We start from the raw sequence: 22,728 nt of genomic DNA, 5'->3' as shown, positions 1-22,728 counted from the left end.
GGTTGGCGTTGGCGGCCGGAAAAAAGACAGTCGATGTCGTTATTGTATGGCGGCTCGCCATCAAGTGTATAACAGCGGCGTCGGGCCGGTTGCCGTTCTTACTGCGCGCCGAGCTTGTCCAGCGCCTCGCCGGTCACGCGGCAGATGCGCCAGTCAGGAAGCACGTCGGCGCCCATGGCCTGGTAGAAGTCGATCGACGGCTGGTTCCAGTCCAGCACCGACCATTCGAAGCGGCCACAGCCGCGCTCGACCGCCAGCGCCGCGAGGTGCTTGAGCAGCGCCTTGCCCAGGCCGTGGCCGCGCCAGGCCGGATCGACATAGAGGTCTTCCAGGTACAGGCCGGGCCTGGCCAGGAAGGTCGAGAAATTGTGGAAGAAGAGGGCAAAGCCGACGGCTTGCCGGCCGCCATCGGTGCCGACTTCGACCAGCACCGCTTCGGCATGCGGCGTGGCGCGGAACAGTGCATCCTGGATCTTCTGCGGCGTGGCTTCGACGATATGCGTCAGCTTTTCGTATTCGGCCAGCGCCAGGATCAGGTTGAACAGCGTCTCGCTGTCGGCGGCGGTGGCGGGGCGGAGCGTGAAGGCGGGCTTGGACATGCTGGGTCGGCTCTCCGGAAAACAGGGATTCGGAATTATCGCCTGTGCGTCACTTGCCGCGCCAGCTTGCATGCAATCGGGTCAGTGCCCGAAGTCCGCCAGCTTGCGCACCTGGTCGACATACCCGGGCGCCAGGCAATCCACCACCAGCCGCTCGGGCGTGCTGCGCAGCCAGGTCAGCTGGCGCTTGCACAGCTGGCGCGTGGCGGCGATGCCGCGCTCGCGCATGGTGGCAAAGTCTGCGTCGCCGTCGAGGTACTCCCATACCTGCCGGTAGCCGACGCAGCGGATCGACGGCAAGCCCGGATGCAGGTCGCCGCGCCGGCGCAGCCGCTCGACTTCCTCGATAAAGCCGTTGGCCAGCATCGCGTCATAACGCTGCGCGATGCGCGCGTGCAGCGCCAGGCGGTCCGATGGCTCCAGCGCAATCACGCGGAAGCGCTGGTCCGCCGCGCCGGCAAAGGTGCGCCCCTCGGCCTGGCGCGCCAGCAGCGCCGACATCGGCTGGCCGGACAGGCGATGGATCTCCAGCGCGCGCTGGATGCGCTGCGCGTCATTGGGCGCGAGCCGCGCCGCGGTGACCGGGTCGACCTCGGCCAGCATCGCATGCAGCGCCGGCCAGCCGCGCTCGGCGGCAAGCTGGTCGAGCTCCGCGCGCAGCGCGGCATCGGCCTGGGGCAGGTCATTGAGCCCCTGCGTCAGGGCCTTGTAGTAGAGCATGGTGCCGCCGACGATCAGCGGCACATGGCCGCGCGCGCGGATCTGTGCGATCAGCCGTTCGGCATCGGTGACGAACTGCGCCGCGGAGTAGCTGTCGGCCGGGTCGATGATGTCGATCAGGTGGTGCGGCGCGGCTGCAAGTTCTTCGCGCGTGGGCTTGGCGGTGCCAATATCCATCTCGCGGTACACCAGCGCCGAATCCAGGCTGATGATCTCCACCGGCGCGTCGGCCGCCAGTGCCAGCGCAGCCGCGGTCTTGCCCGAGGCGGTGGGGCCGAGCAGGCAGACCACGGGCGGATGCGTGGCGGAATCGTGGGGTACGGCGGACATCGGAAACCTTGGATGAGTCGTGCGGGCGAGCGGCTTACTGCCCGCGCAGGAACAGCCGGTCCAGCTCGGTCACGGTCAGTTGCACCCAGGTCGGGCGGCCGTGGTTGCACTGGTCGGCGCGCTCGGTCTGCTCCATCTGGCGCAAGAGCGCGTTCATTTCCTCGAGCGTGAGCTTGCGGTTGGCGCGCACCGCGCTGTGGCAGGCGAGGGTGGCCAGCAGTTCGTTGCGGCGCTCGGCCAGCACGCGCGAGCCGCCATAGGCATGCAGGTCGCGCAGCACGTCGCGCGCCAGCGCTTCGGCATCGGCCTGCTGCAGCAGCGCCGGCACCGCGCGCACCGCGAGAGTGGTGGGCGACACCGGGGCGATATCGAAGCCCAGCAGCGTCAGCGTCTCCTGGTGTTCTTCGGCCACGCCGATCTCGACCGGGCTGCCGGGCAGCGTGACCGGGATCAGCAGCGGCTGCACCGCCAGGTCGCGCGCGTCCAGGCCGGCCTTGATCTGCTCGTACAGGATGCGTTCGTGCGCGGCATGCATGTCCACCAGCACCAGCCCGCGCGCGTTCTGTGCCAGCACATAGATGCCATGCAGCTGGGCGATGGCGTAGCCGAGCGGGTGGTCGTCGGGGGCGTCGGCAGGATCGGCAAAGCCGGCGCGCGCCGCCGGCGGCAGCCGGTCCAGCAGGCCGGGCGGGTCGTCGGCGCGTGCCGCCTGGGCGTCGGCCAGCCAGGCCGGCGGCTGCGCCGGGGTGCCGGGCATGGCGCCATAGGGCCGCGCCGCCGGTGCGGCGGCATCGCGCACCATGCCCAGGTAGGCCTGGCGTGGCTGGGCGATGCCGAGTTCGGTCTGGCGTGCCGCGGAATAATTGATCCACTGGCCGCCGCCACCACTGCCGCCGCCATAGCCTGGCCGTGCGCCGGCCGCCGGGGTCGCGCCGCCAGGCGGCAGGGTGATCTCGCCGTCGGCGTCGGTATGCAGGCTGTCGCCGTTCCCGCCGGCCTGCCGCGCCAGGCAGCGCTGCACCGCGTGGTAGACGAACTGGTGCACGGCGCGCGATTCACGGAAGCGCACTTCGATCTTCGACGGATGCACGTTGACGTCGACCATCTCCGGCGGCAGGTCCAGGCACAGCACATAGGACGGGAAGCGGTCGCCGTGCAGCACGTCCTGGTAGGCGCTGCGCACCGCGTGGTTGAGCAGCTTGTCGCGCACGAAGCGGCCGTTGACAAAGAAGTACTGCTGGTCCGGCCGCCCGCGCGAGGCGGTGGGCAGCCCGGCAAAGCCATACAGGTGCAGCGTGTCGGCCTCTTCGTCCAGTGGCAGGCGGGCGCGGGCAAAGTCATTGCCCAGCACCTGCGCGGTGCGGGTGGCGACGTCGCCGGCATTCCAGTGCTCCAGCGGCTTGCCGTTGTGGTGGACCGAGATGGTCACGTCGGGCCGCGCCAGCGCCACGCGCCGCACCATCTCCAGGCAGTGCCCCAGCTCGGTTTGCTCCGATTTGAGGAACTTTCGGCGCGCTGGCGTGTTGAAGTAGAGGTGCTGCACGTCGACGGTGGTGCCGACCCCGCCCGAGGCAGGCTGCACCGTGCCGGTATCGGCGCTGACCTGGGTGGCATGGGCATCGGCCGCGGTGCGGCTGGTCAGGGCCAGCTGGGACACCGAGGCGATCGAGGCCAGGGCCTCGCCGCGGAAGCCCAGCGTCAGCACCGATTCCAGTTCGTCGAGCGACGCAATCTTGCTGGTGGCGTGGCGCATCAGCGCGACCGGCAACTCTGCCGCAGGGATGCCGCAGCCGTTGTCCGTGATGACGATGCGCCGCACGCCGCCTTCTTCCAACCGGATGCCGAGCTGCGTGGCGCCGGCGTCGAGCGCGTTTTCCAGCAACTCCTTGACCACCGAGGCCGGTCGTTCCACCACTTCGCCGGCGGCGATCTGGCTGATGAGCTGGTCCGGCAGCGGCCGGATCGGGCGCGGCTGCTGGGTGGTGCGCAGGGCGGTGCTGGAGGCGGAGGCAGGCATCCGGCGATTATACGTGGACGCCCGCACGGAGTCGGACGCGCAAAGGCGCCGCAGGTGACGGATTGGCGCGGCGGCTCTTGTATGATTCAGGCCAAGGCGGCCCAGGCCGCATCGGACAGAACGCAGTCAACCAAACCATCAACGGGGAACGACTTGGATCTCGCTTTGCAGCTCATCGACATGCTGGTGCATGTCGACAAATACCTCGGCACGGTCATCGACCAGTACGGCCACTGGGTCTATGCCATCCTGTTCCTGATCGTCTTTGCCGAAACCGGTCTGGTGGTCCTTCCATTCCTGCCGGGCGACTCGCTGCTGTTTATCGCGGGCGCCTTCTGCGCAACCGGCGCCATGAACGAGTGGGCACTGATCGGCCTGCTGCTGGTGGCGGCGATTTCCGGCAATACCGTCAACTACCTGGTGGGCAGCTGGATCGGGCCCAAGGTGTTCGACCACCAGTGGCGCTTCCTGGACCAGGATGCGCTGCGCCGCACCCATGACTTCTATGAGCGGCACGGCGGCAAGACGCTGGTGATGGCGCGCTTCGTGCCGATCGTGCGCACCTTCGCCCCGTTCGTGGCGGGCGTGTCGCAGATGACCTTTGCGCGCTTCCAGATGTTCAACGTGGTCGGCGCCGTGGCCTGGGTGGTCGGCCTGGTCTTTGCCGGCTACTTCTTCGGCAACCTGCCGTTCATCCGCCAGTACCTGAACCTGATCGTGCTGGCCGGCATCGGCGCGGCCGTGGTGCCGCTGGTGCTGGGCGGGCTGTGGAAGCTGGTGCGCGGCAACCGCCGCCGGCCCACGCGCGTGGAGCGCTGAGCCAGTGAGGGGCCGCGCAGCCTTCGCGCCCCTTTTTCACTATGAAGCGGGTTCTTAGTTGAGGCTGCGGCTCATCATCCGCAGCGCCGGCATGCGCTCGCGGATCTGGCCGATATCGGCCGCATCGGGCCGGGCCAGCACATAGGCTTCCAGGTCGGCCAGCGCGGGTCGGAAGCACTCCAGGTTGGCGTACGCCAGCCCCCGGTCGCGCACTTCCTCGATCGAACCCGGCAGCAGGATCACCAGCCGGTTCTGCACCGCCAGTAGCCGCTGCCAGCGCGACTCCTGCAGGTAGATTGCCTTCAGGTTGCGCAGCATGCGCGCGACGATCTCGCGGTGGCTGGCCGCGCGCAGGAACAGGCCCAGCGGCACCTGGCTGGCATCGCTGATGCCTTCGCGCTCCAGGTACGGATCCAGCATTTCCTGCAGCCGTTCCTTCGACAGGGTCTCGCCGGTGAGCGGGTCCAGGATCACCTCGCCGGCAGGAATCGTCATGCGCAGCAGGAAATGGTTGGGGAACGACACGCCCTTGAGCGGCAGGCCGATCTGCTGGCCCAGCTCCATGAACAGCACCGCAAGCGAGATCGGGATGCCGCGCCGCTGGCGCAGCACCACGTTCAGGTAGGAGTTGTCGGGGTCGTAGTAGTCGTTCGCGTTCGGGCCGAAACCCAGGTCGCGATAAAAGAAATGGTTCAGCAGGCGCAGCCGCTGGATCGCGGGGGTGCCTTCGGCGATCCGGCGCTTCAGGCGCAGCGCCAGCACGTCCAGCGCCGCAAGCTCGGCCTGCAGGTCCAGGTCGGGGTAGGCGTCCTGCGCGATGGACAGCGCGGTTTCGGTCAGCGGGATGCCGTTTTCGTCAGCCACGAGGCTGGCGAAATAATCCAGGACTTTGGTGGATGTCATGTCGGTTTCCCGGTGCAGCCGCCGGCACCGCGCGCAGCGTGGGTCACCATTGCCGGCTCGTTAGGTGGCCCATGCGTTGGCAGATTCGCTGGCCCATCAGCCGGCGCGGCGCCTGAAGGCAGAGTAGCGCAGTCCCATGAGCCACAGTGTACCGAAGTAGACCACCGCTGCAAGTACCAGGCACGAAGCCAGCAGCGCGATGCGCAGCAGCGGCGTCGCGCCCAGTCCGATCCAGTCGAAGTTGCGCGCGAACCAGAGCAGCATGCCGGACAGCAGCAGCACCGAGGCGCACAACTGCGCCAGGAACAGCCACCAGCCCGGCGCCGGCCGGTACAGGCCGCGCCGGCGCAGGCCGAAGAACAGCAGCAGCGCGTTGATGGTGGCGCCGGCGCTGATCGACAGCGCCAGCCCGGCATGGCCGATCCACGGCACGAACGCATAGTTGCAGGCCTGCGTGATCACCAGCACCAGCAGTGCGATCTTCACCGGCGTGCGGATATCCTGGCGCGCATAGAAGCCGGGCGCCAGGATCTTGATCGAAATCAGCCCCATCAGGCCGACGCCGTACGAGACCAGCGCCTGGCGCGTCATCTCGACCGCGTGGGCGTCGAACTTGCCATAGTTGAACAGCACGGCGGTCAGCGGCGCGCCGAACACGAACAGCCCCACCGCGCAGGGCACCGCCAGCAGGAAGGTCAGGCGCAGGCCCCAGTCGAGCAGGCTCGAGTACTCGGCATGGTCGCCCGAGGCGTTGGCCTTGGACAGGCTCGGCAGCAGGATCGTCCCCAGCGCCACGCCCAGCAGCGCGGTCGGGAATTCCATCAGCCGGTCGGCATAGGTCAGGTAAGAGACGCTGCCCGCGGCCAGCCGCGAGGCGATATTGGTATTGATGATCTGGCTGATCTGCGCCACCGACACGGCCAGCAGCGCCGGCCCCATCTGCCGCAGGATGCGGCGCACGCCGGGATCGGACCACGCCGCGCGCAGGTTGAAGCTCAGCCGCGGCATCACGCCCAGGCGCCGCAGCGCCGGCACCTGGATCGCCAGCTGCAGCACGCCGCCGACCAGCACGCCCCACGCCTGCGCGTAGATCGGCTGGTCCATGTGCGGGCCGACGAACAGGGCCGCGATGATCAGGCACAGGTTGAGCAGCACCGGCGTGAAGGCCGGCACCGCGAACTTGCGCCAGGTATTGAGGATGCCGGACGCCAGCGCCACCAGCGAGATCAGGCCGATATACGGGAACATCACCCGCGTCATGAACACGGCCGCGGTATACGTTTCGCTTTGCCCGCGGAAGCCGGTGGCGACCGCGGTCATCACCAGCGGTGCCCCGATCACGCCAAGCAGGGACACGCCCATCAGCACCCAGGTCATGACCGTGGCGACGGCGTCGATCAGTGCCTTGGTCGGCTCGTTGCCGCGCTTGGTGTGGTATTCGCCGAGGATCGGCACGAAGGCCTGCGAGAACGCGCCTTCGCCGAAAATGCGGCGCAGCAGGTTGGGAATGCGGAAGGCCACGTTGAACGCGTCGGTCATCTCCGACGCGCCGAAGGCGCGGGCGATCAGGATCTCGCGCACGAGGCCGGTGACGCGCGAGAGCATCGTCAGGCTGCTGATGGTGGCGAGCGCTTTGAGCAGGTTCAAGGTGCGGGTCGGTGCGGGACGGTGGATCGGTGCGGGCGCACCGCATGTCGGGGACGCCACTGAGACGCGGTCCGGGCGATAAAGTTGCCGGCGCGCCACGTGCCCCGGCACAATGTGGCGCTTATTATACGGATCGGCCCGGCGCCCGCCCGGCCTGAGCTGGCAAAGTGTCCGCCGTGTTGCTTTGTGCGCCGGCATCTGTGTATAATTGCCGATTCACAAGGACAGTTGCGTTCCGGATTCGTGTGTCAGTGCATCCCGGGTCGCTCGATATGACTTAATTGTTGTGTCCCCCGCGGCACGCATCTGAATTCAGGATATTTTTACATGGCAAATTCCGCACAAGCTCGCAAGCGCGCCCGCCAGGCCGTTGCCCAGAACGCTCACAACTCCAGCCTGCGTTCGCGTCTGCGCACCGCCGTCAAGGCCGTCCGCAAGGCCATCGACGCTGGCGACAAGGCCGCTGCCGCCGAGATCTTCAAGAACTCGCAAGCCGTGATCGACAGCATTGCCGACAAGAAGATCGTGCACAAGAACAAGGCTGCACGTCACAAGTCGCGCCTGTCGGCCGCCATCAAGTCGATGGCTGCCTGATCGCTGCCCGGGCCGCCCCGGCGGTCCAGCAGAGGCGGGTGCCCAGGCATCCGCCAACAAAAAAGCTCGTCATCCGACGAGCTTTTTTGCTTTCCGGCGCCAGGCCGGCAGGCTTATTCCAGCGAACAGGCTTCAACCAGCTGCAGGTTGTTGTCGCGCGCAAAATTGAGCACGAAATCCAGCGCCTTGGGTTCAATGTCGCGCAGCCGCACGTCCACCACCACGCATTTGACATTGCCGGCGAAGATCGGCCGCACGTAAGGGGAGTAGGTCAGGCGCGGGTCGCCGCTGTCGCCCTCGGGGCGGAACTGCGCCATCACGCCGCACAGCCGTTCGGCCCAGTCGCTCGGGCGGAAGGTCTTGCCTTCCTTGGTAATGCCTTGGATAAAGAATTCGCGAACGTTGGGGTTCATGAGGCTGGACACTGCGGGTGAGGCGGACGACTCGACGGTAAACCCGCTGGACGGGCGCCCGTTTGACGCGGCCGGGGCGCGTTTGGTTCGCGCTGGTTCCAGCCGGAAGGCGGGGCGTCGGTGTCTTGCGGGGGCACTTTTGATGCCGGCGGCGGGCAGCGGCATGGGTATGCCGGGCCCCGCGTGAATCAGCGGGTATTATATCTTATATAAGAGTTGCGCATAAGGGCGAATCCTGTCGGGAACCTGTCAGCGGGCCCGGGCAAGTGCAGGGCGCAAGTCCGTGCCGGGTTGTCCCGGACTCGCCAAAGCAGAAATAATCCCTTATGATTCTTGCAGTTAAATTGCGTATGCGACGCGAAAGGCGGCTCCGCGGCGCGCTTGAGTCATGAACACTTCGTGACGGCGCGTCCCCACCGAGCCGCCTTCTTTGTTTTATGAGCTCAACCCCGATCAAGCATTACCTCCAGTTCAGCGACTTCACTCCCGACGAGTATGAGTACCTGCTGGATCGCGCGCGGATCCTGAAGGCCAAGTTCAAGAACTACGAGACCTGGCACCCGCTGCACGACCGCACGCTGGCCATGATCTTCGAGAAGAATTCCACGCGTACGCGCCTGTCGTTCGAAGCCGGCATCCACCAGCTCGGCGGCCACGCGGTGTTCCTGAACACGCGCGACTCGCAACTGGGCCGCGGCGAGCCGATCGAGGATGCGGCGCAGGTGATCTCGCGCATGGTCGACATCATCATGATCCGCACTTTCGGCCAGGACATCATCGAGCGCTTTGCCGCGCATTCGCGCGTGCCGGTGATCAACGGCCTGACCAACGAATACCACCCGTGCCAGGTGCTGGCCGACGTCTTCACCTACATCGAGCAGCGCGGCAGCATCCGCGGCAAGACCGTGGCGTGGATCGGCGATGCCAACAACATGGCCTACACCTGGATCCAGGCCGCCGAGCGGCTGGGCTTCACCTTCCATTTCTCGGCGCCGCCGGGCTACCAGCTCGATCCGGCCATGGTGCCGGCGTCGGCAGCCGGCCTGGTCAAGGTCTTCGACGATCCGCTCACGGCCTGCCAGGGCGCCAGCCTGGTCACCACCGATGTCTGGACCAGCATGGGCTTCGAGGCCGAGAACGACGCCCGCAAGCGCGCCTTCAAGGATTGGATGGTCACCACCCCGATGATGGACCGCGCCGAGCCCGACGCGCTCTTCATGCACTGCCTGCCGGCGCACCGCGGCGAGGAAGTCGAGGCCGCCGTGATCGACGGTCCCAAGAGCGTGGTCTGGGAAGAGGCCGAGAACCGCCTGCACGTGCAGAAGGCGCTGATGGAATACCTGCTCTGCGGCCGCTACTGAACCAGCGCGGCGCGGGGGTGAACAGGGAGGGGCCGCGATGGCCCCTCTTTTTACGTCTTTCGTACAGAAACCCAAGGAGATGGAAGTGAGCCAGTTCGACAACGTGTCGGTCGTCAAGAAAGCCAACCTGTACTTTGACGGCAAGTGCGTCAGCCACACCGTGCTGTTCCCGGACGGCACCCGCAAGACGCTGGGCGTGATCTTCCCGGCCGCGCTGACCTTCAACACCGGCGCGCCCGAGATCATGGAAATCAACGCCGGCACCTGCCGCGTGCGCCTGGCCGGTTCGGAAGACTGGCAGACCTATGGCGCAGGCCAGCAGTTCAGCGTGCCGGGCAACAGCAGCTTCGATATCGAGGTGCAGGAAACGCTGGACTACGTCTGCCACTTCGCGTGACAGGCGCGGCGGGCCGGTCCTGGCCCGCCTGCTTTACAGCACTACCGGCTCCGGTTCGATGCGCACGCCAAAGCGCGCCTGCACCGCATCGGCGATACGGTTGGCCAGTGCCAGCAGCATCGCGCCGGTGCCGCCGCCGTGGTGCACCAGCACCAGCGCCTGCTTGCCGTAGACGCCCACCGGCCCATCGGTTACGCCCTTGAAGCCGCAGCGGTCGATCAGCCAGCCGGCGGCCAGCTTGTACGAGCCGTCCGGCTGCGCATAGCTGACCAGGTCCGGGTTGGCCTGCAGCAGCGCGTCGCGCTGCGCGGCGCTGACCAGCGGATTCTTGAAGAAGCTGCCCGCATTGCCCAGCTGCGCCGGGTCGGGCAGCTTGCGCGAACGGATCGCGACCACGGTGTCGCGAATCGTGCCCGCATCGGGCGCGGCCCGGCCATCGAGTTCGCGCGCCAGCTCCCCGTACGACAGCACCGGTTGCCACGCCTTGGGCAGGCTCAGCGTCACCGCCGTGATGATGTAGCGGCTGGCGCCGGCGCGCTTGAACAGGCTGTCGCGGTAGCCGAAGCCGCAGGCCCGCAGGTCCAGCCACACGAATGCGCCGGTGTGGCGGTCATAGGCGCGCACGCCTTCGAAGCGCTCGCGCAGTTCCACCCCGTAGGCGCCGATGTTCTGGATCGGCGCGGCGCCCGCGGTACCGGGGATCAGCGCCAGGTTTTCCAGGCCGGGCATGCCGTCGGCGATGGTGCGGTTGACCAGCGCGTTCCAGTTCTCGCCGGCGCCGGCGGTGACCAGCCAGGCATCGCCAGTCTCCTCCGGGTGGTAGCCGGGGATTTCCATCAGCAGCACCAGCGCGTCCAGGTCGCCGGTCAGCACCACATTGCTGCCGCCGCCCAGGACCACCAGCGGCAGGCCGTCGGCACGCGGGTCGGCCAGGGCCGCGGTCAGGTCGCCTTCGCTGCGCACATGCACCGCAAAGCGCGCGCGCGCGTCGAATCCGAATGTATTGTGGCGACGCAGGGGATAGAATTCGTGGAAATCTGCCATGCAAGGGAAAGGTGACGCGGCCGCCGCTGGAGGGCAAGCGACCCGGAACTGCGAGGTAGGCTGGATTATACGGAAAGCGCCGTGCGCGGCCGGCTTCCGGGCATACGGATCACAAGGAGAATGCAATGCCGTCGTTTGATGTAGTGTGCGAAGCGAACATGGTCGAGGTGAAGAACGCCGTCGAGCAGGCCAACAAGGAAATCTCGACGCGCTTCGATTTCAAGGGCTCGGACGCCCGGGTCGAGCACAAGGAAAATGAACTGACTGCCTTTGCCGACGATGATTTCAAGCTGAGCCAGGTCAAGGATGTGCTGATCAACAAGATGGCCAAGCGCAACGTGGACGTGCGCTTCCTGGACTACGGCAAGATCGACAAGATCAGCGGCGACAAGGTCAAGCAGGTGATCACGATCAAGAAGGGCGTGACCGGCGACCTGTCCAAGAAGATCGTGCGCATCATCAAGGACAGCAAGATCAAGGTGCAGGCCAGCATCCAGGGCGATGCGGTGCGCGTGTCGGGCGCCAAGCGCGACGACCTGCAAAGCGTGATGGCGATGCTGCGCAAGGACGTGTCCGAGGCGCCGCTGGACTTCAACAACTTCCGCGACTGATTCTTGCCCTCCGCGCCGGCGCTCCTGCCGGCGCCGCCTGGCGCTGCCGCACTCAGCGAGGCTGCGGCAGTCCGCCGATTTTCGCGCCGGCCTTGATGCCTTTCTGCGCGAACCATCCCTTGTTCATTTCCAGCGCATAGCGGATCGCCGCCTTCGGGCAATGGTTGCTCTCCGTGCGCGGCGCCATGTCCTCGATATTGACGATGGTGCCGTCATCGGCCAGGAAGGCGATCGACAGCGGCAGCTCGGTGTTGCGCATCCAGAAGCAGTGGCCCGCCTTCTGCTCGAACACGAACAGCATGCCGGCGTTGGGGGCCATGGTCGTGCGGTACATCAGCCCCTGTTCGCGCGCTGCCGGCGTGGCGGCAACCTCGGCCTGGATCGCAAACATGCCCGCGGTGAGCGGCACCACCGGCAGCGCGGCCTGCGCGTGCGCGATCCCGGCGCTCAGCGCGAGCAGGCCGGCAATCGAGGAGCATCGTGACAACAGCGTGTTGGACAGGAAGGGCATGGTGTTCAGTCTGAAATGGCGCGGGCAGCAGCCGCAAGCATAGCGCACGCGCGCCGTGCCGATGTGCGGCGGGCGGTACGTCGCGCATCACGAGCAATCGCGGCAACAAAAAAGGCAGGCGCCTGGCGGCAGCCTGCCTTCTCTTTCCTGCCTCGCGAGCGCACGGGGCAGGGAGGGGCGCCAGCGATTACTGGGCAGCCGGGGCCGAAGCGGCGGGGGCAGCCTTCTTCTTGCTGTGCTTCTTGTGGGTGGTCTTCTTCTTGGTCGTGGTCTTCGGGGCTTCCTTGGTGGCCGCGGGCGCTGCAGCGTCGGCGGCAGCAGGTGCCGAAGCCTGGGCGAAGGCGCCGGTGGCGAACAGGCCAACAACCAGAGCAGCGATCAGTTTTTTCATGACGTATTACCTCGAAGGATGAGAACAGTCGGAAAGATTGACGCGTGATAGGACGTGTCCCCGACAAGAACGAGGCGGCGGTCGCCAGCGTTGACCCGCGACTTGTTAGTTTTTGTAACGAGAACGCCGCTTGGTGTCGTTCGCCTGTCTGGTCTTCGAGACATGGGATCGCGGTGCCGGCTCCTGGCGCATGTGCGGTGCTGCCGGTGCCAGTCCCAGTTGCGCGGGCAACACCTCGCAGCAGGCCCCGGGCGCGAGGCCGAGCGCCCGCAGGTCGAGCGGGCCGATCCCGACGCGCACCAGCCGCAATGTGGGAAAGCCGACCGCGGCGGTCATGCGGCGCACCTGCCGGTTCTTGCCCTCGCGGATCTTCAGCTCCAGCCACGCGGTCGGGATCGCCGCGCGAAAGCGCACTGGCGGCTGGCGCGGCCACAGCCAGTCTGGTGCCTCGATCGCGCGTACCCTGGCCGGCTGCGTGACGAAGTCGCCCAGGTCTACCCCGGCGCGCAGCCGGGCCAGCGCGGCGGCATCCGGAATGCCTTCGACCTGTGCCAGGTAGGTCTTCTCCAGCTTGTGGCGCGGGTCGGCGATGCGGGCCTGCAGCGCGCCGTCGTCGGTCAGCAGCAGCAGGCCCTCGCTGTCGGCATCGAGCCGCCCGGCCGGGTAGACGCCGGGCACGCTCACGCACGCGGCCAGCGTCGGGCGCGTCGGGTGTTCCGAGAACTGGCTCATGGTGCCAAACGGCTTGTTCAGGGCAATCAGGGTCATGGGGCGCAAGTATGCCCCAGCGGCGCGCCGGGCCGGGAGATCGAAGGATCTGGGGTCCGGCCCGATTGGCGGATGATGAAAAATTGCTGCATAATACGAAATTAGTCTTGTGTCTTATATAAGACTGAAGGCAGCCCAGGGTGGCGCAAGGGTGATGCAATGCAGCACGGGCGCGCGGTAAGGCCCGCTACAATGCCACAGCGCCATCTCCCCGAATCTCGCCGACCGGCCACGAACCGGCGGCAGTCACAACCGTTCCGTACTGGAGACGTCATGTACCAACATATCAAGGTTCCGGCCGGCGAAAAGATCACGGTCAACCAGGACTTTTCGCTGAATGTCCCGGACAATCCGATCATTCCTTACATCGAAGGCGACGGTACGGGCCTCGATATCACCCCGGTGATGATCAAGGTGGTCGATGCGGCCGTGGCCAAGGCCTATGGCGGCAAGCGCAAGATCGCCTGGATGGAGATCTACGCCGGCGAGAAGTCGACCAAGGTCTACGGCCCGGACGTGTGGCTGCCGGACGAAACCCTGGAGGTGCTCAAGGACTATGTGGTCTCGATCAAGGGCCCGCTGACCACGCCGGTGGGCGGCGGCATCCGCTCGCTGAACGTGGCGCTGCGCCAGCAGCTGGACCTGTACGTCTGCCTGCGCCCGGTGCGCTACTTTAAGGGCGTGCCCTCGCCGGTGCGTGAACCGGAAAAGACCGACATGGTGATCTTCCGCGAGAACTCGGAGGACATCTACGCCGGCATCGAATGGGCGGCCGAGAGCGAGCAGGCGAAGAAGCTCATTAAGTTCCTGCAGGACGAGATGGGCGTCAAGAAGATCCGCTTCCCGGCGACCTCGGGCATCGGCATCAAGCCGGTCTCGCGCGAGGGCACCGAGCGCCTGGTGCGCAAGGCGATCCAGTACGCCATCGACAACGACAAGCCGTCGGTGACGCTGGTGCACAAGGGCAACATCATGAAGTTCACCGAAGGTGGCTTCCGTGACTGGGGCTACGAACTGGCGCAAAAGGAATTCGGCGCCGAGCTGGTCGACGGCGGCCCGTGGTGCAAGTTCAAGAACCCGAAGACCGGCAAGGACATCGTGGTCAAGGACGCCATTGCCGACGCCTTCCTGCAGCAGATCCTGCTGCGTCCGGCCGAATACTCGGTGATCGCCACGCTGAACCTGAACGGCGACTATGTCTCCGACGCGCTGGCCGCGCAAGTCGGCGGCATCGGCATCGCCCCGGGTGCCAACATGTCTGACTCGGTCGCCATGTTCGAGGCCACCCATGGCACCGCGCCGAAGTACGCCGGCAAGGACTACGTCAACCCGGGCTCCGAAATCCTGTCGGCCGAAATGATGCTGCGTCACATGGGCTGGACCGAAGCCGCGGACCTGATCATCTCGTCGATGGAGAAGTCGATCCTGTCCAAGAAGGTGACGTATGACTTCGCCCGCCTGCTGGAAGGCGCGACGCAGGTGTCGTGCTCGGGCTTTGGCCAGGTGATGATCGACAATATGTAAGCACGGACTCCCGCTGCGGCGGGCGACCTGCCAAGGAAAACCCCGGTGCTGTCTGGTCGGCGCCGGGGTTTTTTCTTGCCCCGGGCGCCAGTGTTGCCTAGAACGTCAGGGGTTGGACTGACGGGCCTGGCGGCCCGAGGAGACAGGCATGGACGATCCCTTCCGCCGCACCGCGTTCGGTGCGGCCCTCTTCTACAAGGACCCGCTGGCGGCCCTGGACTGGCTGGAGCGCGCCTTCGGCTTTGAGCGGGTCATGGTGATCCGCGACCAGCAGGACCAACTGGTGCATTCTGAAATGCGTTTCGGCGACAGCTACCTGATGGTGGGCAGCGAGTGGGCAGACTTTACCGCCAGCCCGGCCTCGATCGGGGGCAAGAATACCCAGACCCTGCACGTGCACCTGCAGGAAGGGCTGGACCAGCATTGCGAGCGCGCCCGCGCCGCCGGGGCCGTGATCCTGCGCGAGCCGCAGGACGAGTTCTACGGCGACCGGACCTATACGGCCCGGGACGCGGAGGGCCATGTCTGGACCTTCGGCCAGACTGTGCGCAAGGTCACCAGGGAAGAAGCCGAGCAGGCCAGCGGGCTCAAGATCGACGGCTGGGCCTGATGGCCCGGACCCCGGGGCCCAAGCAGAAAGCCCGGCGCAAGGCCGGGCTTTCGGTCGGATGTGGAGCGTGCAGCTGATCCGAGCCGGCACCCGCCGCGCCGCCGTGGCGGCAACGCGGGGCGCCGGCCTCGATCCCGTCCCGGGGGAGCTCCCCCCACATCCTGGTTGACCGCTCCGCGGCTCTGCGGCCGGGATGCGGTCGCGGCGCGCTTTAGCTGGCGTCCTGGATATTGGTGGCTTGCTTGCCCTTGGGGCCCTGGACCACCTCGAACGAGACGCGTTGACCTTCCTTCAGCGTCTTGAAGCCGGACATCTGGATAGCCGAAAAGTGCGCAAACAGTTCTTCTTCGCCCTCGTCCGGCTTGATGAACCCGAAGCCCTTGGCGTCATTGAACCATTTGACGATACCGCTTGCCATATACTCCCCCACGAAATAGCAGATTTCAAAGCGGGGAAGCCTTGCCAGCCAGACGGCACGGACTGCGGCGCCATGACCTGCCGCGTCCTGAGGTGCGGCCGGCGATGACGCGCGGCGAGGTGCAATCGCGTGGCGGCCAGTCTCGATGCTGACTCGCCGCCGCGGCGGCCGTGGCCTCCCTGCTCACGGATCACCTGCCTCGGCTGTTGCTTTGGCTCGTTGGCCGTCGACAGGTGTGCGAACGATTCTTCTGGCAAAGCAGGATACTGTCAAGTTGGCGGATTCCCCACTGCCAGCAGGGTGTGGCGGGAATGGGACGGCACCTGGTGGTACCTTGGCGGCATGCGCCAGGGCCGCCGTGTTTGCTGTCCCGCCCGCGCCGGCCACGTGCCTTGCAATGCCTCCCGCGTGAAATCCCGCGTCCTTCCACCACCGGAAACAGGTGGCCCGGCTCTTGAATCCGGCGCCTTTTCCCCAAATTGCAGAGTTGCGAGTAAGGGTTAGAATAAAGCCATGGCTACACGGCTTGCGAATGTCCCACAACGCGAAGCAGGCACCATCCTGGAGCGGAAAGAGCAGGCGCTTAAACCGCCCGCCATGTTCAAGGTGGTGCTGCTTAATGACGACTACACTCCGATGGAGTTTGTAGTGATGATCCTGCAGCAGTATTTCAGCAGGGACCGGGAAACGGCGACGCAGATCATGCTCACCGTGCACCGGGAAGGAAAGGGCGTCTGCGGTATCTACACCAGGGATATTGCAGCGACCAAGGTCGAGCTGGTGTCAACGCACGCGCGGCAGGCGGGGCATCCCCTGCAGTGCGTGATGGAGGAAGCATGATTGCGCAAGAATTGGAAGTGAGCCTGCATATGGCGTTTGTCGAAGCCAGGCAGGCACGCCACGAGTTCATTACCGTGGAGCACCTGCTGCTGGCATTGCTCGACAATCCCACGGCAGCGGAAGTCTTGCGCGCCTGCGCGGCCAATATAGAAGACCTGCGCACCAGCCTTAAGAACTTCATCGCGGATAACACGCCGGTAGTGCCGGGTACCGACGAGGTCGATACCCAGCCCACGCTCGGTTTCCAGCGCGTGATCCAGCGCGCGATCATGCACGTCCAGTCCACTTCCAACGGCAAGAAGGAAGTGACGGGTGCCAACGTGCTGGTCGCGATTTTCGGCGAGAAGGATTCGCACGCCGTCTATTACCTGCAGCAGCAGGGCGTGACGCGGCTGGACGTGGTCAATTTCATCAGCCACGGCATCCGCAAGGACCAGTCCGAGCCCGCCAAGCATGGCGATGCCGCCGGCGAAGGCGAGGGCGGCGACGGCAAGGAAAGCCCGCTCGAGCAATACACCCAGAACCTGAACACGCTGGCCAAGGCCGGCAAGATCGACCCGCTGATCGGCCGCGAGAGCGAAGTCGAGCGGGTGGTCCAGGTGCTGTGCCGCCGGCGCAAGAACAACCCGCTGCTGGTGGGCGAGGCCGGCGTCGGCAAGACCGCGATCGCCGAGGGCCTGGCCTGGCGCATCACCAAGAACGAGGTGCCGGACATCCTGGAAAAGGCGACCGTCTACTCGCTCGACATGGGCGCGCTGCTGGCCGGCACCAAGTACCGCGGCGACTTCGAGCAGCGCCTGAAGGGCGTGCTGAAGTCGCTCAAGGACAATCCGAACGCGATCCTGTTCATCGACGAGATCCACACGCTGATCGGCGCGGGCGCTGCCTCGGGCGGGACGCTGGACGCCAGCAACCTGCTCAAGCCGGCGCTGTCGTCGGGCCAGCTCAAGTGCATCGGCGCGACCACCTTCACGGAATATCGCGGCATCTTCGAGAAGGACGCGGCGCTGTCGCGGCGCTTCCAGAAGATCGACGTGGTCGAGCCTTCGGTCGACCAGACCGTGCAGATCCTGCGCGGCCTGAAGTCGCGCTTCGAGGAGCACCACGGCGTCAAGTACGCGGCCTCGGCACTGACCGCGGCGGCGGAGCTGTCGGCCCGCTTCATTACTGACCGCCACCTGCCCGACAAGGCGATCGACGTGATCGACGAAGCCGGCGCGGCGCAGCGCATCCTGCCGAAGTCCAAGCAGAAGAAGACCATCGGCAAGGGCGAGATCGAGGACATCGTCTCGCGCATCGCGCGCATCCCGCCGCAGAGCGTGAACCAGGACGACCGCAGCAAGCTGCAGACGCTGGACCGCGACCTGAAGTCGGTGGTGTTCGGCCAGGATCCGGCGATCGAGGCACTGGCCTCGGCGATCAAGATGTCGCGCGCCGGCCTGGGCAAGACCGACAAGCCGATTGGCTCGTTCCTGTTCTCCGGCCCCACGGGCGTGGGCAAGACCGAGGTCGCCAAGCAACTCGCCTTCATCATGGGCATCGAGCTGCTGCGCTTCGACATGTCCGAGTACATGGAACGGCACGCGGTGAGCCGCCTGATCGGCGCGCCGCCGGGATACGTCGGCTTTGACCAGGGCGGCCTGCTGACCGAGGCCGTCACCAAGAAGCCGCACTGCGTGCTGCTGCTGGATGAAATCGAGAAGGCGCATCCGGATATCTTCAATATCCTGCTGCAGGTGATGGACCATGGTTCGCTGACCGACAACAACGGCCGGCGCGCCGACTTCCGCAACGTGATCATCATCATGACTACCAACGCGGGGGCGGAGACCATGAACCGCGCCACCATCGGCTTCACCAGTTCGCGCGAGCAGGGCGACGAGATGGCTGACATCAAGCGCATGTTCACGCCGGAGTTCCGCAACCGGCTGGATGCCATGATCAGCTTCCGCTCGCTGGACGAGGAAATCATCCTGCGCGTGGTCGACAAGTTCCTGATGCAGCTGGAAGAGCAGCTGCACGAGAAGAAGGTGGAAGCCAGCTTTACCGAGAAGCTGCGCAAGTTCCTGGCGCACAAGGGGTTCGATCCGCTGATGGGCGCGCGCCCGATGCAGCGCCTGATCCAGGACATGATCCGCAAGGCCCTGGCCGACGAACTGCTGTTCGGCAGGCTGGTTTCGGGCGGCAAGGTGGTGGTGGACCTGGACGAGCAGGACCAGATCAAGCTCGATTTCTCCGAGATCGAGCCGGAACCGCCCGAGGCGCCCGAGGAACAGCGCGCAGAAGCCTGAGCGGTTATCGGCCGCGTTGCCAGCAACGTGGCCGGTCATCGGGCAAAATACGGGGGCGGCAGTCATGCCGCCCCTTTTCTTTTTGTCCCGGCGGTCGCCGGCCATGCCCGTCGGGGCACGGGTTTGCGGCCGCAGCTGGCCGCGCAACCGGCCAGGAATCCAGCCTGAAAACCCTGATGTCCTCTGCCGAACGCACGCGGCGCCGCCGCCTGCTGCTCAAGATCCTGCCGCTGGGCGCCATGCCCGTCCCGATGCTCCACGCCGCTGCCGCCACCGGCGCCGAACCGCTGGCGGGCAACCGCCCGATCGCGCTGGTGCTGCCGTTCCCGCCAGGCGGGAGCGTCGACATCGTGGCCCGGCAGCTGCAGCCCGGGCTGAAGGCGGCGCTGGGGCAGACCGTGGTGGTCGACAACAAGCCGGGCGCGGGCGGCCTGATCGCATCGAGCACCGTGGCGCGCGCGAAGCCGGACGGCACCACCCTGTTGATGGCCTTCGACACCCACGCCATCAACCCTTTCGCCTACAAGCAGCTGCCCTACGACACCTTCCGCGATTTCTCGCCAATCTCGCAGCTGGTGCGCTTTCCGCTGGTGATTGCCGCCAATCCCGCGCTGCCCGTGGCCAATGTGCGCGAGCTGGTGGCGCTGGCCAAGGCCAGGCCCGAAGGCGTGCGCTATGCCTCGTCCGGCATCGGCAGCCTGAACCAGCTGGCGGCCGAGGCGCTGGCGACCGAAGCTGGCGTGCGTATGCTGCATGTGCCCTACAAGGGCGGCGGGCCGGCCGTGCAGGCGGTGCTGTCGAACGAGGTCGATATTTTCTTCAGCAGCTATGCCGCGGTGCAGGCGCACGTGGCCGCACGCACCATCAAGGTGCTGGGCGTGACCGGCACCAGCCGGCTGCGCCAGCTGCCCCAGGTGCCGACGGTGGCCGAGCAGGGGCTCAAGGGCTTCGAGGCCTACTCCTGGATCGGCGTGTTCGGCCCGGCCGGCCTGCCGGCATCCACGGTCACGCGCATTCACGACGCGCTGGTCGAATCGCTGCGCCAGCCGCGCGTGGTCGATGCGCTGGCCGCGCAGGGCTTCGAGATCGTGGGCGGCAGCCCGGCCGACCTCGGCAACCTGGTGCGCCGCGAGCATGACAAATGGCAGGCCGTGGCGCACAAGGCCAATATCCAGTTCGAATGACGATGTCCGGCGCCGGTGCGCCGTGAAACCGAGAGGATGCCGATGGCAACGCAAGCGGAAATGTTCGACCACGCCGTGGTGGTGTGCCCAGACCTCGATGCCGGGGCCCAGGCCTGGCGCCGGCTCGGCTTTACGCTGACGCCGCGCGGCTACCACACGCTCGGCTCGCAGAACCACTGCATCATGCTGCGGCGGGACTACCTTGAGCTGCTGCACGTGACCGCGCCCAGCCCCAACCGCCAGTACTACTGGGATGCGCAGGCGCATGGCGGCGGCTGCGCGGCGATGTCGTGCAAGAGCGCCGACGCCTTTGCCACCGCGGCACGGCTGCGTGCGGCGGGCTGGCACACCTCGGACCCGATCGAGTTCTCGCGTCCGGTGCGGCTGGATGACGGCAGCGAGCACCCGGCCACCTTCCGCGTGACCGCGCTCGACGATGCGCCGGGCGCGCGCTACTTCGTCTGCGAGCACCGTACGCCCGAACTGCTGTGGCGGCCCGAATGGACCCGCCATGCCAACGGCGCGCACAGCATCGCCACCATGTTCCTGGTGGTGGCGCCCGCGCTGGTGGACGCCGCCGCGCGCGCCTACGCGGAGCTGACCGGCGGCGAGCTGACGCAGCTGAGCGAACATGTCTGCAGCCTGGCGCTGGACGATGCCACGCTGGTGGTCAGCACGCCGCAGGCGCTGGCTTCGGCCACCGGCACCGCGCATATCCGGCGCGAGGGGCCGGGCTACGCGGCGATCCGCCTGCGCACCAATGACCTGGCGGCCGCGCGTGCCGGCTGGCGCGAACAGGCTGTGCCGACCCACGACCTGGGCCCGCGCGAGACCCTGGTGCTGGCGGATGCCGCCAGCGGCGTGGCGCTGCTGTTCGAGCAGCAGGGCTGAAATGCAAACTGGCGCCCCGCGGGGCGCCAGTGTCTTGTGCGGCCAGAGGCTGCGTCAGGCGCTGGCCTTGGCGTGATGCACGCCGGTCGAGCCAAAGCCGCCCGCGCCGCGTTCGCTGTCTTCGCTGAATTCTGCCACCGTCGAAAACAGCGGCCGCAGCACCGGCACGAACATCATCTGCGCGATGCGCTCGCCCGGCTGGATCACGATCGGCTCGGTGCCGGGCGCGTTGCGGTTCCACACGCTGACCATGATCTGGCCCTGGTAGTCGGCATCGATCACGCCGATCGAATTGCCCAGCACCAGGCCCTTCTTGTGGCCCAGGCCCGAGCGCGGGACGATGGTCGCGGCCATGTACGGGTTGCCCATGTGCACGGCGATGCCGGCCGGCACCAGTTGCGCGGGCGTGCCCGGTGCGATCGATACCGGGGCGTCGACGCAGGCATGGAGGTCGATGGCTGCGGCCATTTCGCTCTGGTAGGCGGGCAGGCCCCATTCATTCAGGCGCGCATCGAGCACCTTGATTTCGACGGTCGGGTTCAGTGGCTGGGTCATGGGAATCCTGGGGGAAATCGGTTCAACGGAATAGGTGGCAGCCGCGCATGATACCGGACGCGCGCCCGCCATCAGGGCCGTGCGCGCCCCGGCAGGCGCTGGCCGATCGCCGCCACCAGCTGGCGCGCCAGCGACAGCTTGTCGGCGCGCGGCAGCCGCGTCATGCCGGCGGCGTCGAACAGCACGATCTCGTTGTCGTCCAGGCCGAAGGTATGGTGGCCGATATTGCCGACCAGCAGCGGCACGCCCTTGCGCTGGCGTTTCTGCTCGCCGTACTGCTCCAGGTTCTCGCTCTCGGCGGCAAAGCCGACGCAGTAGGGGGCGTCGGCCCGCGCCGCGACCGTGGCCAGGATGTCGGGGTTCTGCACGAACTGCAGCGTGGGGGTGTCGGTATCGTTGGCCTTCTTCAGCTTCTGCTGCGCGACTTCAGCCGGGCGCCAGTCCGCCACCGCGGCCACGGCGACAAAGACATCCACGCCGTGCAGCTGCGCGATCGCCGCGTCATGCATCTGCTGCGCGCTGCGCACGTCGGTGCGGACCACGCCACGCGGGGTGGGCAGGCCGGTGGGGCCGGCCACCAGCAGCACCTCGGCGCCGGCCTCGCGCGCCGCGCGTGCGATCGAGAAGCCCATCTTGCCGGACGACAGGTTGGTGATGCCGCGCACCGGGTCGATCGCCTCGAAGGTCGGGCCGGCGGTGATCAGCACGCGCTTGCCTTGCAGCGGCTTGGGCTGGAAGAAGGCGATGATGTCGTCGAGCAGTTCTTCGGGCTCCAGCATGCGGCCGTCGCCGACCTCGCCGCAGGCCTGGTCGCCGCTGCCGGGGCCCAGGATCATCACGCCGTCGGCGCGCAGTTGCGCGGCGTTGCGCTGGGTGGCGGGGGCGGCCCACATCTGGCGGTTCATCGCCGGTGCCACCAGCAGCGGGCAGTCGCGCGCGATGCACAGGGTGCTGAGCAGGTCGTCGCACAGCCCGTTGGCCAGGCGCGCCATGAAATCGGTCGAGGCCGGGGCGATGACGATGGCATCGGCCTCGCGCGACAGGTCGATGTGCGCCATGTTGTTGTCGATGCGGGCATCCCACTGCGACAGGAAGACCGGCCGGCCGGACAGGGCCTGCATCGTCACCGGCGTGATGAAATGCGTCGCCGCCTCGGTCATGGCCACCTGCACGGTGGCGCCGGCCTTGGTCAGCAGGCGGACCAGTTCGGCCGACTTGTAGCAGGCGATGCCGCCGGTCAGGCCGAGAACGATGTGCTTGCCGCGCAAATCCATGGTGGGGAACCTGGCT

At 66.8% G+C, this 22,728-nt stretch carries 24 protein-coding genes; 11 read left to right on the top strand and 13 right to left on the bottom strand.

All coding sequences use genetic code 11. From position 1 onward, the window contains the following. Positions 1-98 precede the first annotated feature (98 nt). The 3 genes from AC3WON_RS04140 to mutL all read right to left on the bottom strand — a co-directional run bounded on the left by AC3WON_RS04140 (position 99) and on the right by mutL (position 3,666). The gene (locus tag AC3WON_RS04140) at positions 99-599 is read right to left on the bottom strand and encodes a GNAT family N-acetyltransferase (RefSeq protein WP_492319642.1); all 501 of its coding nucleotides are present in this window, start codon (positions 597-599) and stop codon (positions 99-101) included. 81 nt (positions 600-680) lie between these two features. Beyond that, positions 681-1,649 carry a tRNA (adenosine(37)-N6)-dimethylallyltransferase MiaA gene (miaA, locus tag AC3WON_RS04135; protein ID WP_439668232.1) on the bottom strand — a complete coding sequence of 323 codons (969 nt, stop codon included), beginning with the start codon at positions 1,647-1,649 and terminating at the stop codon, positions 681-683. Between the two features lie 34 nt (positions 1,650-1,683). Continuing rightward, a complete protein-coding gene (mutL, locus tag AC3WON_RS04130; protein ID WP_492351199.1) occupies positions 1,684-3,666 on the bottom strand; it encodes a DNA mismatch repair endonuclease MutL in 1,983 nt (660 codons plus the stop codon). Positions 3,667-3,831: 165 nt separating this feature from the next. On the opposite strand from mutL, the gene AC3WON_RS04125 reads away from it, so the two are divergent. Beyond that, a complete protein-coding gene (locus AC3WON_RS04125) occupies positions 3,832-4,485 on the top strand; it encodes a VTT domain-containing protein (protein ID WP_035821236.1) in 654 nt (217 codons plus the stop codon). Positions 4,486-4,539: 54 nt separating this feature from the next. Here the strand turns inward: AC3WON_RS04125 and AC3WON_RS04120 are convergent, their stop codons facing one another. Then, positions 4,540-5,388 (bottom strand): SirB1 family protein, encoded by an 849-nt coding sequence (locus AC3WON_RS04120; RefSeq protein WP_340524264.1) that lies wholly within the window; start codon positions 5,386-5,388, stop codon positions 4,540-4,542. Positions 5,389-5,484: 96 nt separating this feature from the next. After that, positions 5,485-7,035, bottom strand: a complete 1,551-nt coding sequence (gene murJ / locus AC3WON_RS04115) for a murein biosynthesis integral membrane protein MurJ (RefSeq protein ID WP_492340364.1) — start codon at positions 7,033-7,035, stop codon at positions 5,485-5,487. Positions 7,036-7,362: 327 nt separating this feature from the next. Here murJ and rpsT point away from each other — a divergent pair, with 327 nt between their 5' ends. Next, on the top strand, positions 7,363-7,629 hold the full coding sequence (gene rpsT / locus AC3WON_RS04110; protein ID WP_010815010.1) for a 30S ribosomal protein S20: 267 nt from the start codon (positions 7,363-7,365) through the stop codon (positions 7,627-7,629). 113 nt (positions 7,630-7,742) lie between these two features. Here the strand turns inward: rpsT and AC3WON_RS04105 are convergent, their stop codons facing one another. Beyond that, positions 7,743-8,042, bottom strand: coding sequence for a DUF3579 domain-containing protein (locus tag AC3WON_RS04105; RefSeq protein WP_010815009.1), 300 nt, complete (start codon positions 8,040-8,042; stop codon positions 7,743-7,745). Positions 8,043-8,479: 437 nt separating this feature from the next. On the opposite strand from AC3WON_RS04105, the gene argF reads away from it, so the two are divergent. Then, positions 8,480-9,403 carry an ornithine carbamoyltransferase gene (argF, locus tag AC3WON_RS04100; RefSeq protein WP_035821233.1) on the top strand — a complete coding sequence of 308 codons (924 nt, stop codon included), beginning with the start codon at positions 8,480-8,482 and terminating at the stop codon, positions 9,401-9,403. 85 nt (positions 9,404-9,488) lie between these two features. Next, positions 9,489-9,800, top strand: a complete 312-nt coding sequence (ppnP, locus tag AC3WON_RS04095) for a pyrimidine/purine nucleoside phosphorylase (RefSeq protein WP_010815007.1) — start codon at positions 9,489-9,491, stop codon at positions 9,798-9,800. A gap of 33 nt (positions 9,801-9,833) precedes the next feature. On the opposite strand, the gene murB is transcribed toward ppnP, so the two are convergent. After that, on the bottom strand, positions 9,834-10,844 hold the full coding sequence (murB, locus tag AC3WON_RS04090) for a UDP-N-acetylmuramate dehydrogenase (protein ID WP_492351198.1): 1,011 nt from the start codon (positions 10,842-10,844) through the stop codon (positions 9,834-9,836). A 125-nt stretch (positions 10,845-10,969) separates the two neighbouring features. Between murB and AC3WON_RS04085 the strand changes: the two genes are divergently transcribed. Then, on the top strand, positions 10,970-11,455 hold the full coding sequence (locus AC3WON_RS04085) for a YajQ family cyclic di-GMP-binding protein (protein WP_018311553.1): 486 nt from the start codon (positions 10,970-10,972) through the stop codon (positions 11,453-11,455). Between the two features lie 52 nt (positions 11,456-11,507). Here AC3WON_RS04085 and AC3WON_RS04080 read toward each other — a convergent pair whose 3' ends face one another. The 3 genes from AC3WON_RS04080 to AC3WON_RS04070 form a co-directional block, all read right to left on the bottom strand. Next, on the bottom strand, positions 11,508-11,966 hold the full coding sequence (locus AC3WON_RS04080) for a DUF192 domain-containing protein (protein WP_492319648.1): 459 nt from the start codon (positions 11,964-11,966) through the stop codon (positions 11,508-11,510). Positions 11,967-12,153: 187 nt separating this feature from the next. Further along, a complete protein-coding gene (locus tag AC3WON_RS04075; protein WP_340524285.1) occupies positions 12,154-12,357 on the bottom strand; it encodes a hypothetical protein in 204 nt (67 codons plus the stop codon). A 105-nt stretch (positions 12,358-12,462) separates the two neighbouring features. After that, positions 12,463-13,125 carry a pseudouridine synthase gene (locus tag AC3WON_RS04070; RefSeq protein ID WP_492319649.1) on the bottom strand — a complete coding sequence of 221 codons (663 nt, stop codon included), beginning with the start codon at positions 13,123-13,125 and terminating at the stop codon, positions 12,463-12,465. 273 nt (positions 13,126-13,398) lie between these two features. Between AC3WON_RS04070 and icd the strand changes: the two genes are divergently transcribed. Both icd and AC3WON_RS04060 read left to right on the top strand, forming a co-directional pair. Next, on the top strand, positions 13,399-14,649 hold the full coding sequence (gene icd, locus AC3WON_RS04065; protein ID WP_492319650.1) for an NADP-dependent isocitrate dehydrogenase: 1,251 nt from the start codon (positions 13,399-13,401) through the stop codon (positions 14,647-14,649). A gap of 148 nt (positions 14,650-14,797) precedes the next feature. Next, on the top strand, positions 14,798-15,259 hold the full coding sequence (locus AC3WON_RS04060; protein ID WP_010815000.1) for a VOC family protein: 462 nt from the start codon (positions 14,798-14,800) through the stop codon (positions 15,257-15,259). A 211-nt stretch (positions 15,260-15,470) separates the two neighbouring features. Here the strand turns inward: AC3WON_RS04060 and AC3WON_RS04055 are convergent, their stop codons facing one another. Next, on the bottom strand, positions 15,471-15,677 hold the full coding sequence (locus AC3WON_RS04055; RefSeq protein WP_010814999.1) for a cold-shock protein: 207 nt from the start codon (positions 15,675-15,677) through the stop codon (positions 15,471-15,473). 513 nt (positions 15,678-16,190) lie between these two features. On the opposite strand from AC3WON_RS04055, the gene clpS reads away from it, so the two are divergent. From clpS to AC3WON_RS04035, 4 genes are all read left to right on the top strand, one after another. Next, a complete protein-coding gene (clpS, locus tag AC3WON_RS04050) occupies positions 16,191-16,517 on the top strand; it encodes an ATP-dependent Clp protease adapter ClpS (protein WP_010814998.1) in 327 nt (108 codons plus the stop codon). After that, positions 16,514-18,808, top strand: a complete 2,295-nt coding sequence (gene clpA / locus AC3WON_RS04045) for an ATP-dependent Clp protease ATP-binding subunit ClpA (RefSeq protein WP_010814997.1) — start codon at positions 16,514-16,516, stop codon at positions 18,806-18,808. Before clpS ends, clpA begins: the two co-directional genes overlap by 4 nt. 176 nt (positions 18,809-18,984) lie before the next feature. Further along, positions 18,985-19,992, top strand: coding sequence for a tripartite tricarboxylate transporter substrate binding protein (locus AC3WON_RS04040; RefSeq protein WP_492319651.1), 1,008 nt, complete (start codon positions 18,985-18,987; stop codon positions 19,990-19,992). Between the two features lie 42 nt (positions 19,993-20,034). Beyond that, entirely contained in the window at positions 20,035-20,883 is an 849-nt protein-coding gene (locus AC3WON_RS04035) for a VOC family protein (protein ID WP_492351197.1), read from the top strand. Positions 20,884-20,937: 54 nt separating this feature from the next. Here the strand turns inward: AC3WON_RS04035 and dut are convergent, their stop codons facing one another. Both dut and coaBC read right to left on the bottom strand, forming a co-directional pair. Next, positions 20,938-21,438: a dUTP diphosphatase gene (gene dut, locus AC3WON_RS04030; RefSeq protein WP_492351196.1), complete on the bottom strand. Its 501-nt coding sequence runs from the start codon at positions 21,436-21,438 to the stop codon at positions 20,938-20,940. A gap of 71 nt (positions 21,439-21,509) precedes the next feature. Beyond that, complete coding sequence (gene coaBC, locus AC3WON_RS04025) at positions 21,510-22,712, bottom strand: bifunctional phosphopantothenoylcysteine decarboxylase/phosphopantothenate--cysteine ligase CoaBC (protein ID WP_492319654.1); 1,203 nt, start codon at positions 22,710-22,712, stop codon at positions 21,510-21,512. Positions 22,713-22,728: the final 16 nt, after the last annotated feature.

The sequence above is a fragment of the Cupriavidus sp. FW305-46 genome (genome assembly GCF_058787075.1).
The sequence above is the reverse complement of the archived record's forward strand: the minus strand, read 5'-3'. Positions and strand labels throughout refer to the sequence as shown.

Bases quoted from the DNA above. Each gene is read 5' to 3' on its own strand.
- AC3WON_RS04140 (WP_492319642.1), bottom strand. From the start codon at position 599: ATGTCCAAGCCCGCCTTCACGCTCCGCCCCGCCACCGCCGCCGACAGC.
- miaA (WP_439668232.1), bottom strand. From the start codon at position 1,649: ATGTCCGCCGTACCCCACGATTCCGCCACGCATCCGCCCGTGGTCTGC.
- mutL (WP_492351199.1), bottom strand. From the start codon at position 3,666: ATGCCTGCCTCCGCCTCCAGCACCGCCCTGCGCACCACCCAGCAGCCG.
- AC3WON_RS04120 (WP_340524264.1), bottom strand. From the start codon at position 5,388: ATGACATCCACCAAAGTCCTGGATTATTTCGCCAGCCTCGTGGCTGAC.
- rpsT (WP_010815010.1), top strand. From the start codon at position 7,363: ATGGCAAATTCCGCACAAGCTCGCAAGCGCGCCCGCCAGGCCGTTGCC.
- AC3WON_RS04105 (WP_010815009.1), bottom strand. From the start codon at position 8,042: ATGAACCCCAACGTTCGCGAATTCTTTATCCAAGGCATTACCAAGGAA.
- argF (WP_035821233.1), top strand. From the start codon at position 8,480: ATGAGCTCAACCCCGATCAAGCATTACCTCCAGTTCAGCGACTTCACT.
- murB (WP_492351198.1), bottom strand. From the start codon at position 10,844: ATGGCAGATTTCCACGAATTCTATCCCCTGCGTCGCCACAATACATTC.
- AC3WON_RS04085 (WP_018311553.1), top strand. From the start codon at position 10,970: ATGCCGTCGTTTGATGTAGTGTGCGAAGCGAACATGGTCGAGGTGAAG.
- AC3WON_RS04080 (WP_492319648.1), bottom strand. From the start codon at position 11,966: ATGCCCTTCCTGTCCAACACGCTGTTGTCACGATGCTCCTCGATTGCC.
- AC3WON_RS04075 (WP_340524285.1), bottom strand. From the start codon at position 12,357: ATGAAAAAACTGATCGCTGCTCTGGTTGTTGGCCTGTTCGCCACCGGC.
- AC3WON_RS04070 (WP_492319649.1), bottom strand. From the start codon at position 13,125: ATGACCCTGATTGCCCTGAACAAGCCGTTTGGCACCATGAGCCAGTTC.
- icd (WP_492319650.1), top strand. From the start codon at position 13,399: ATGTACCAACATATCAAGGTTCCGGCCGGCGAAAAGATCACGGTCAAC.
- AC3WON_RS04060 (WP_010815000.1), top strand. From the start codon at position 14,798: ATGGACGATCCCTTCCGCCGCACCGCGTTCGGTGCGGCCCTCTTCTAC.
- AC3WON_RS04055 (WP_010814999.1), bottom strand. From the start codon at position 15,677: ATGGCAAGCGGTATCGTCAAATGGTTCAATGACGCCAAGGGCTTCGGG.
- clpS (WP_010814998.1), top strand. From the start codon at position 16,191: ATGGCTACACGGCTTGCGAATGTCCCACAACGCGAAGCAGGCACCATC.
- clpA (WP_010814997.1), top strand. From the start codon at position 16,514: ATGATTGCGCAAGAATTGGAAGTGAGCCTGCATATGGCGTTTGTCGAA.
- AC3WON_RS04040 (WP_492319651.1), top strand. From the start codon at position 18,985: ATGTCCTCTGCCGAACGCACGCGGCGCCGCCGCCTGCTGCTCAAGATC.
- AC3WON_RS04035 (WP_492351197.1), top strand. From the start codon at position 20,035: ATGGCAACGCAAGCGGAAATGTTCGACCACGCCGTGGTGGTGTGCCCA.
- dut (WP_492351196.1), bottom strand. From the start codon at position 21,438: ATGACCCAGCCACTGAACCCGACCGTCGAAATCAAGGTGCTCGATGCG.
- coaBC (WP_492319654.1), bottom strand. From the start codon at position 22,712: ATGGATTTGCGCGGCAAGCACATCGTTCTCGGCCTGACCGGCGGCATC.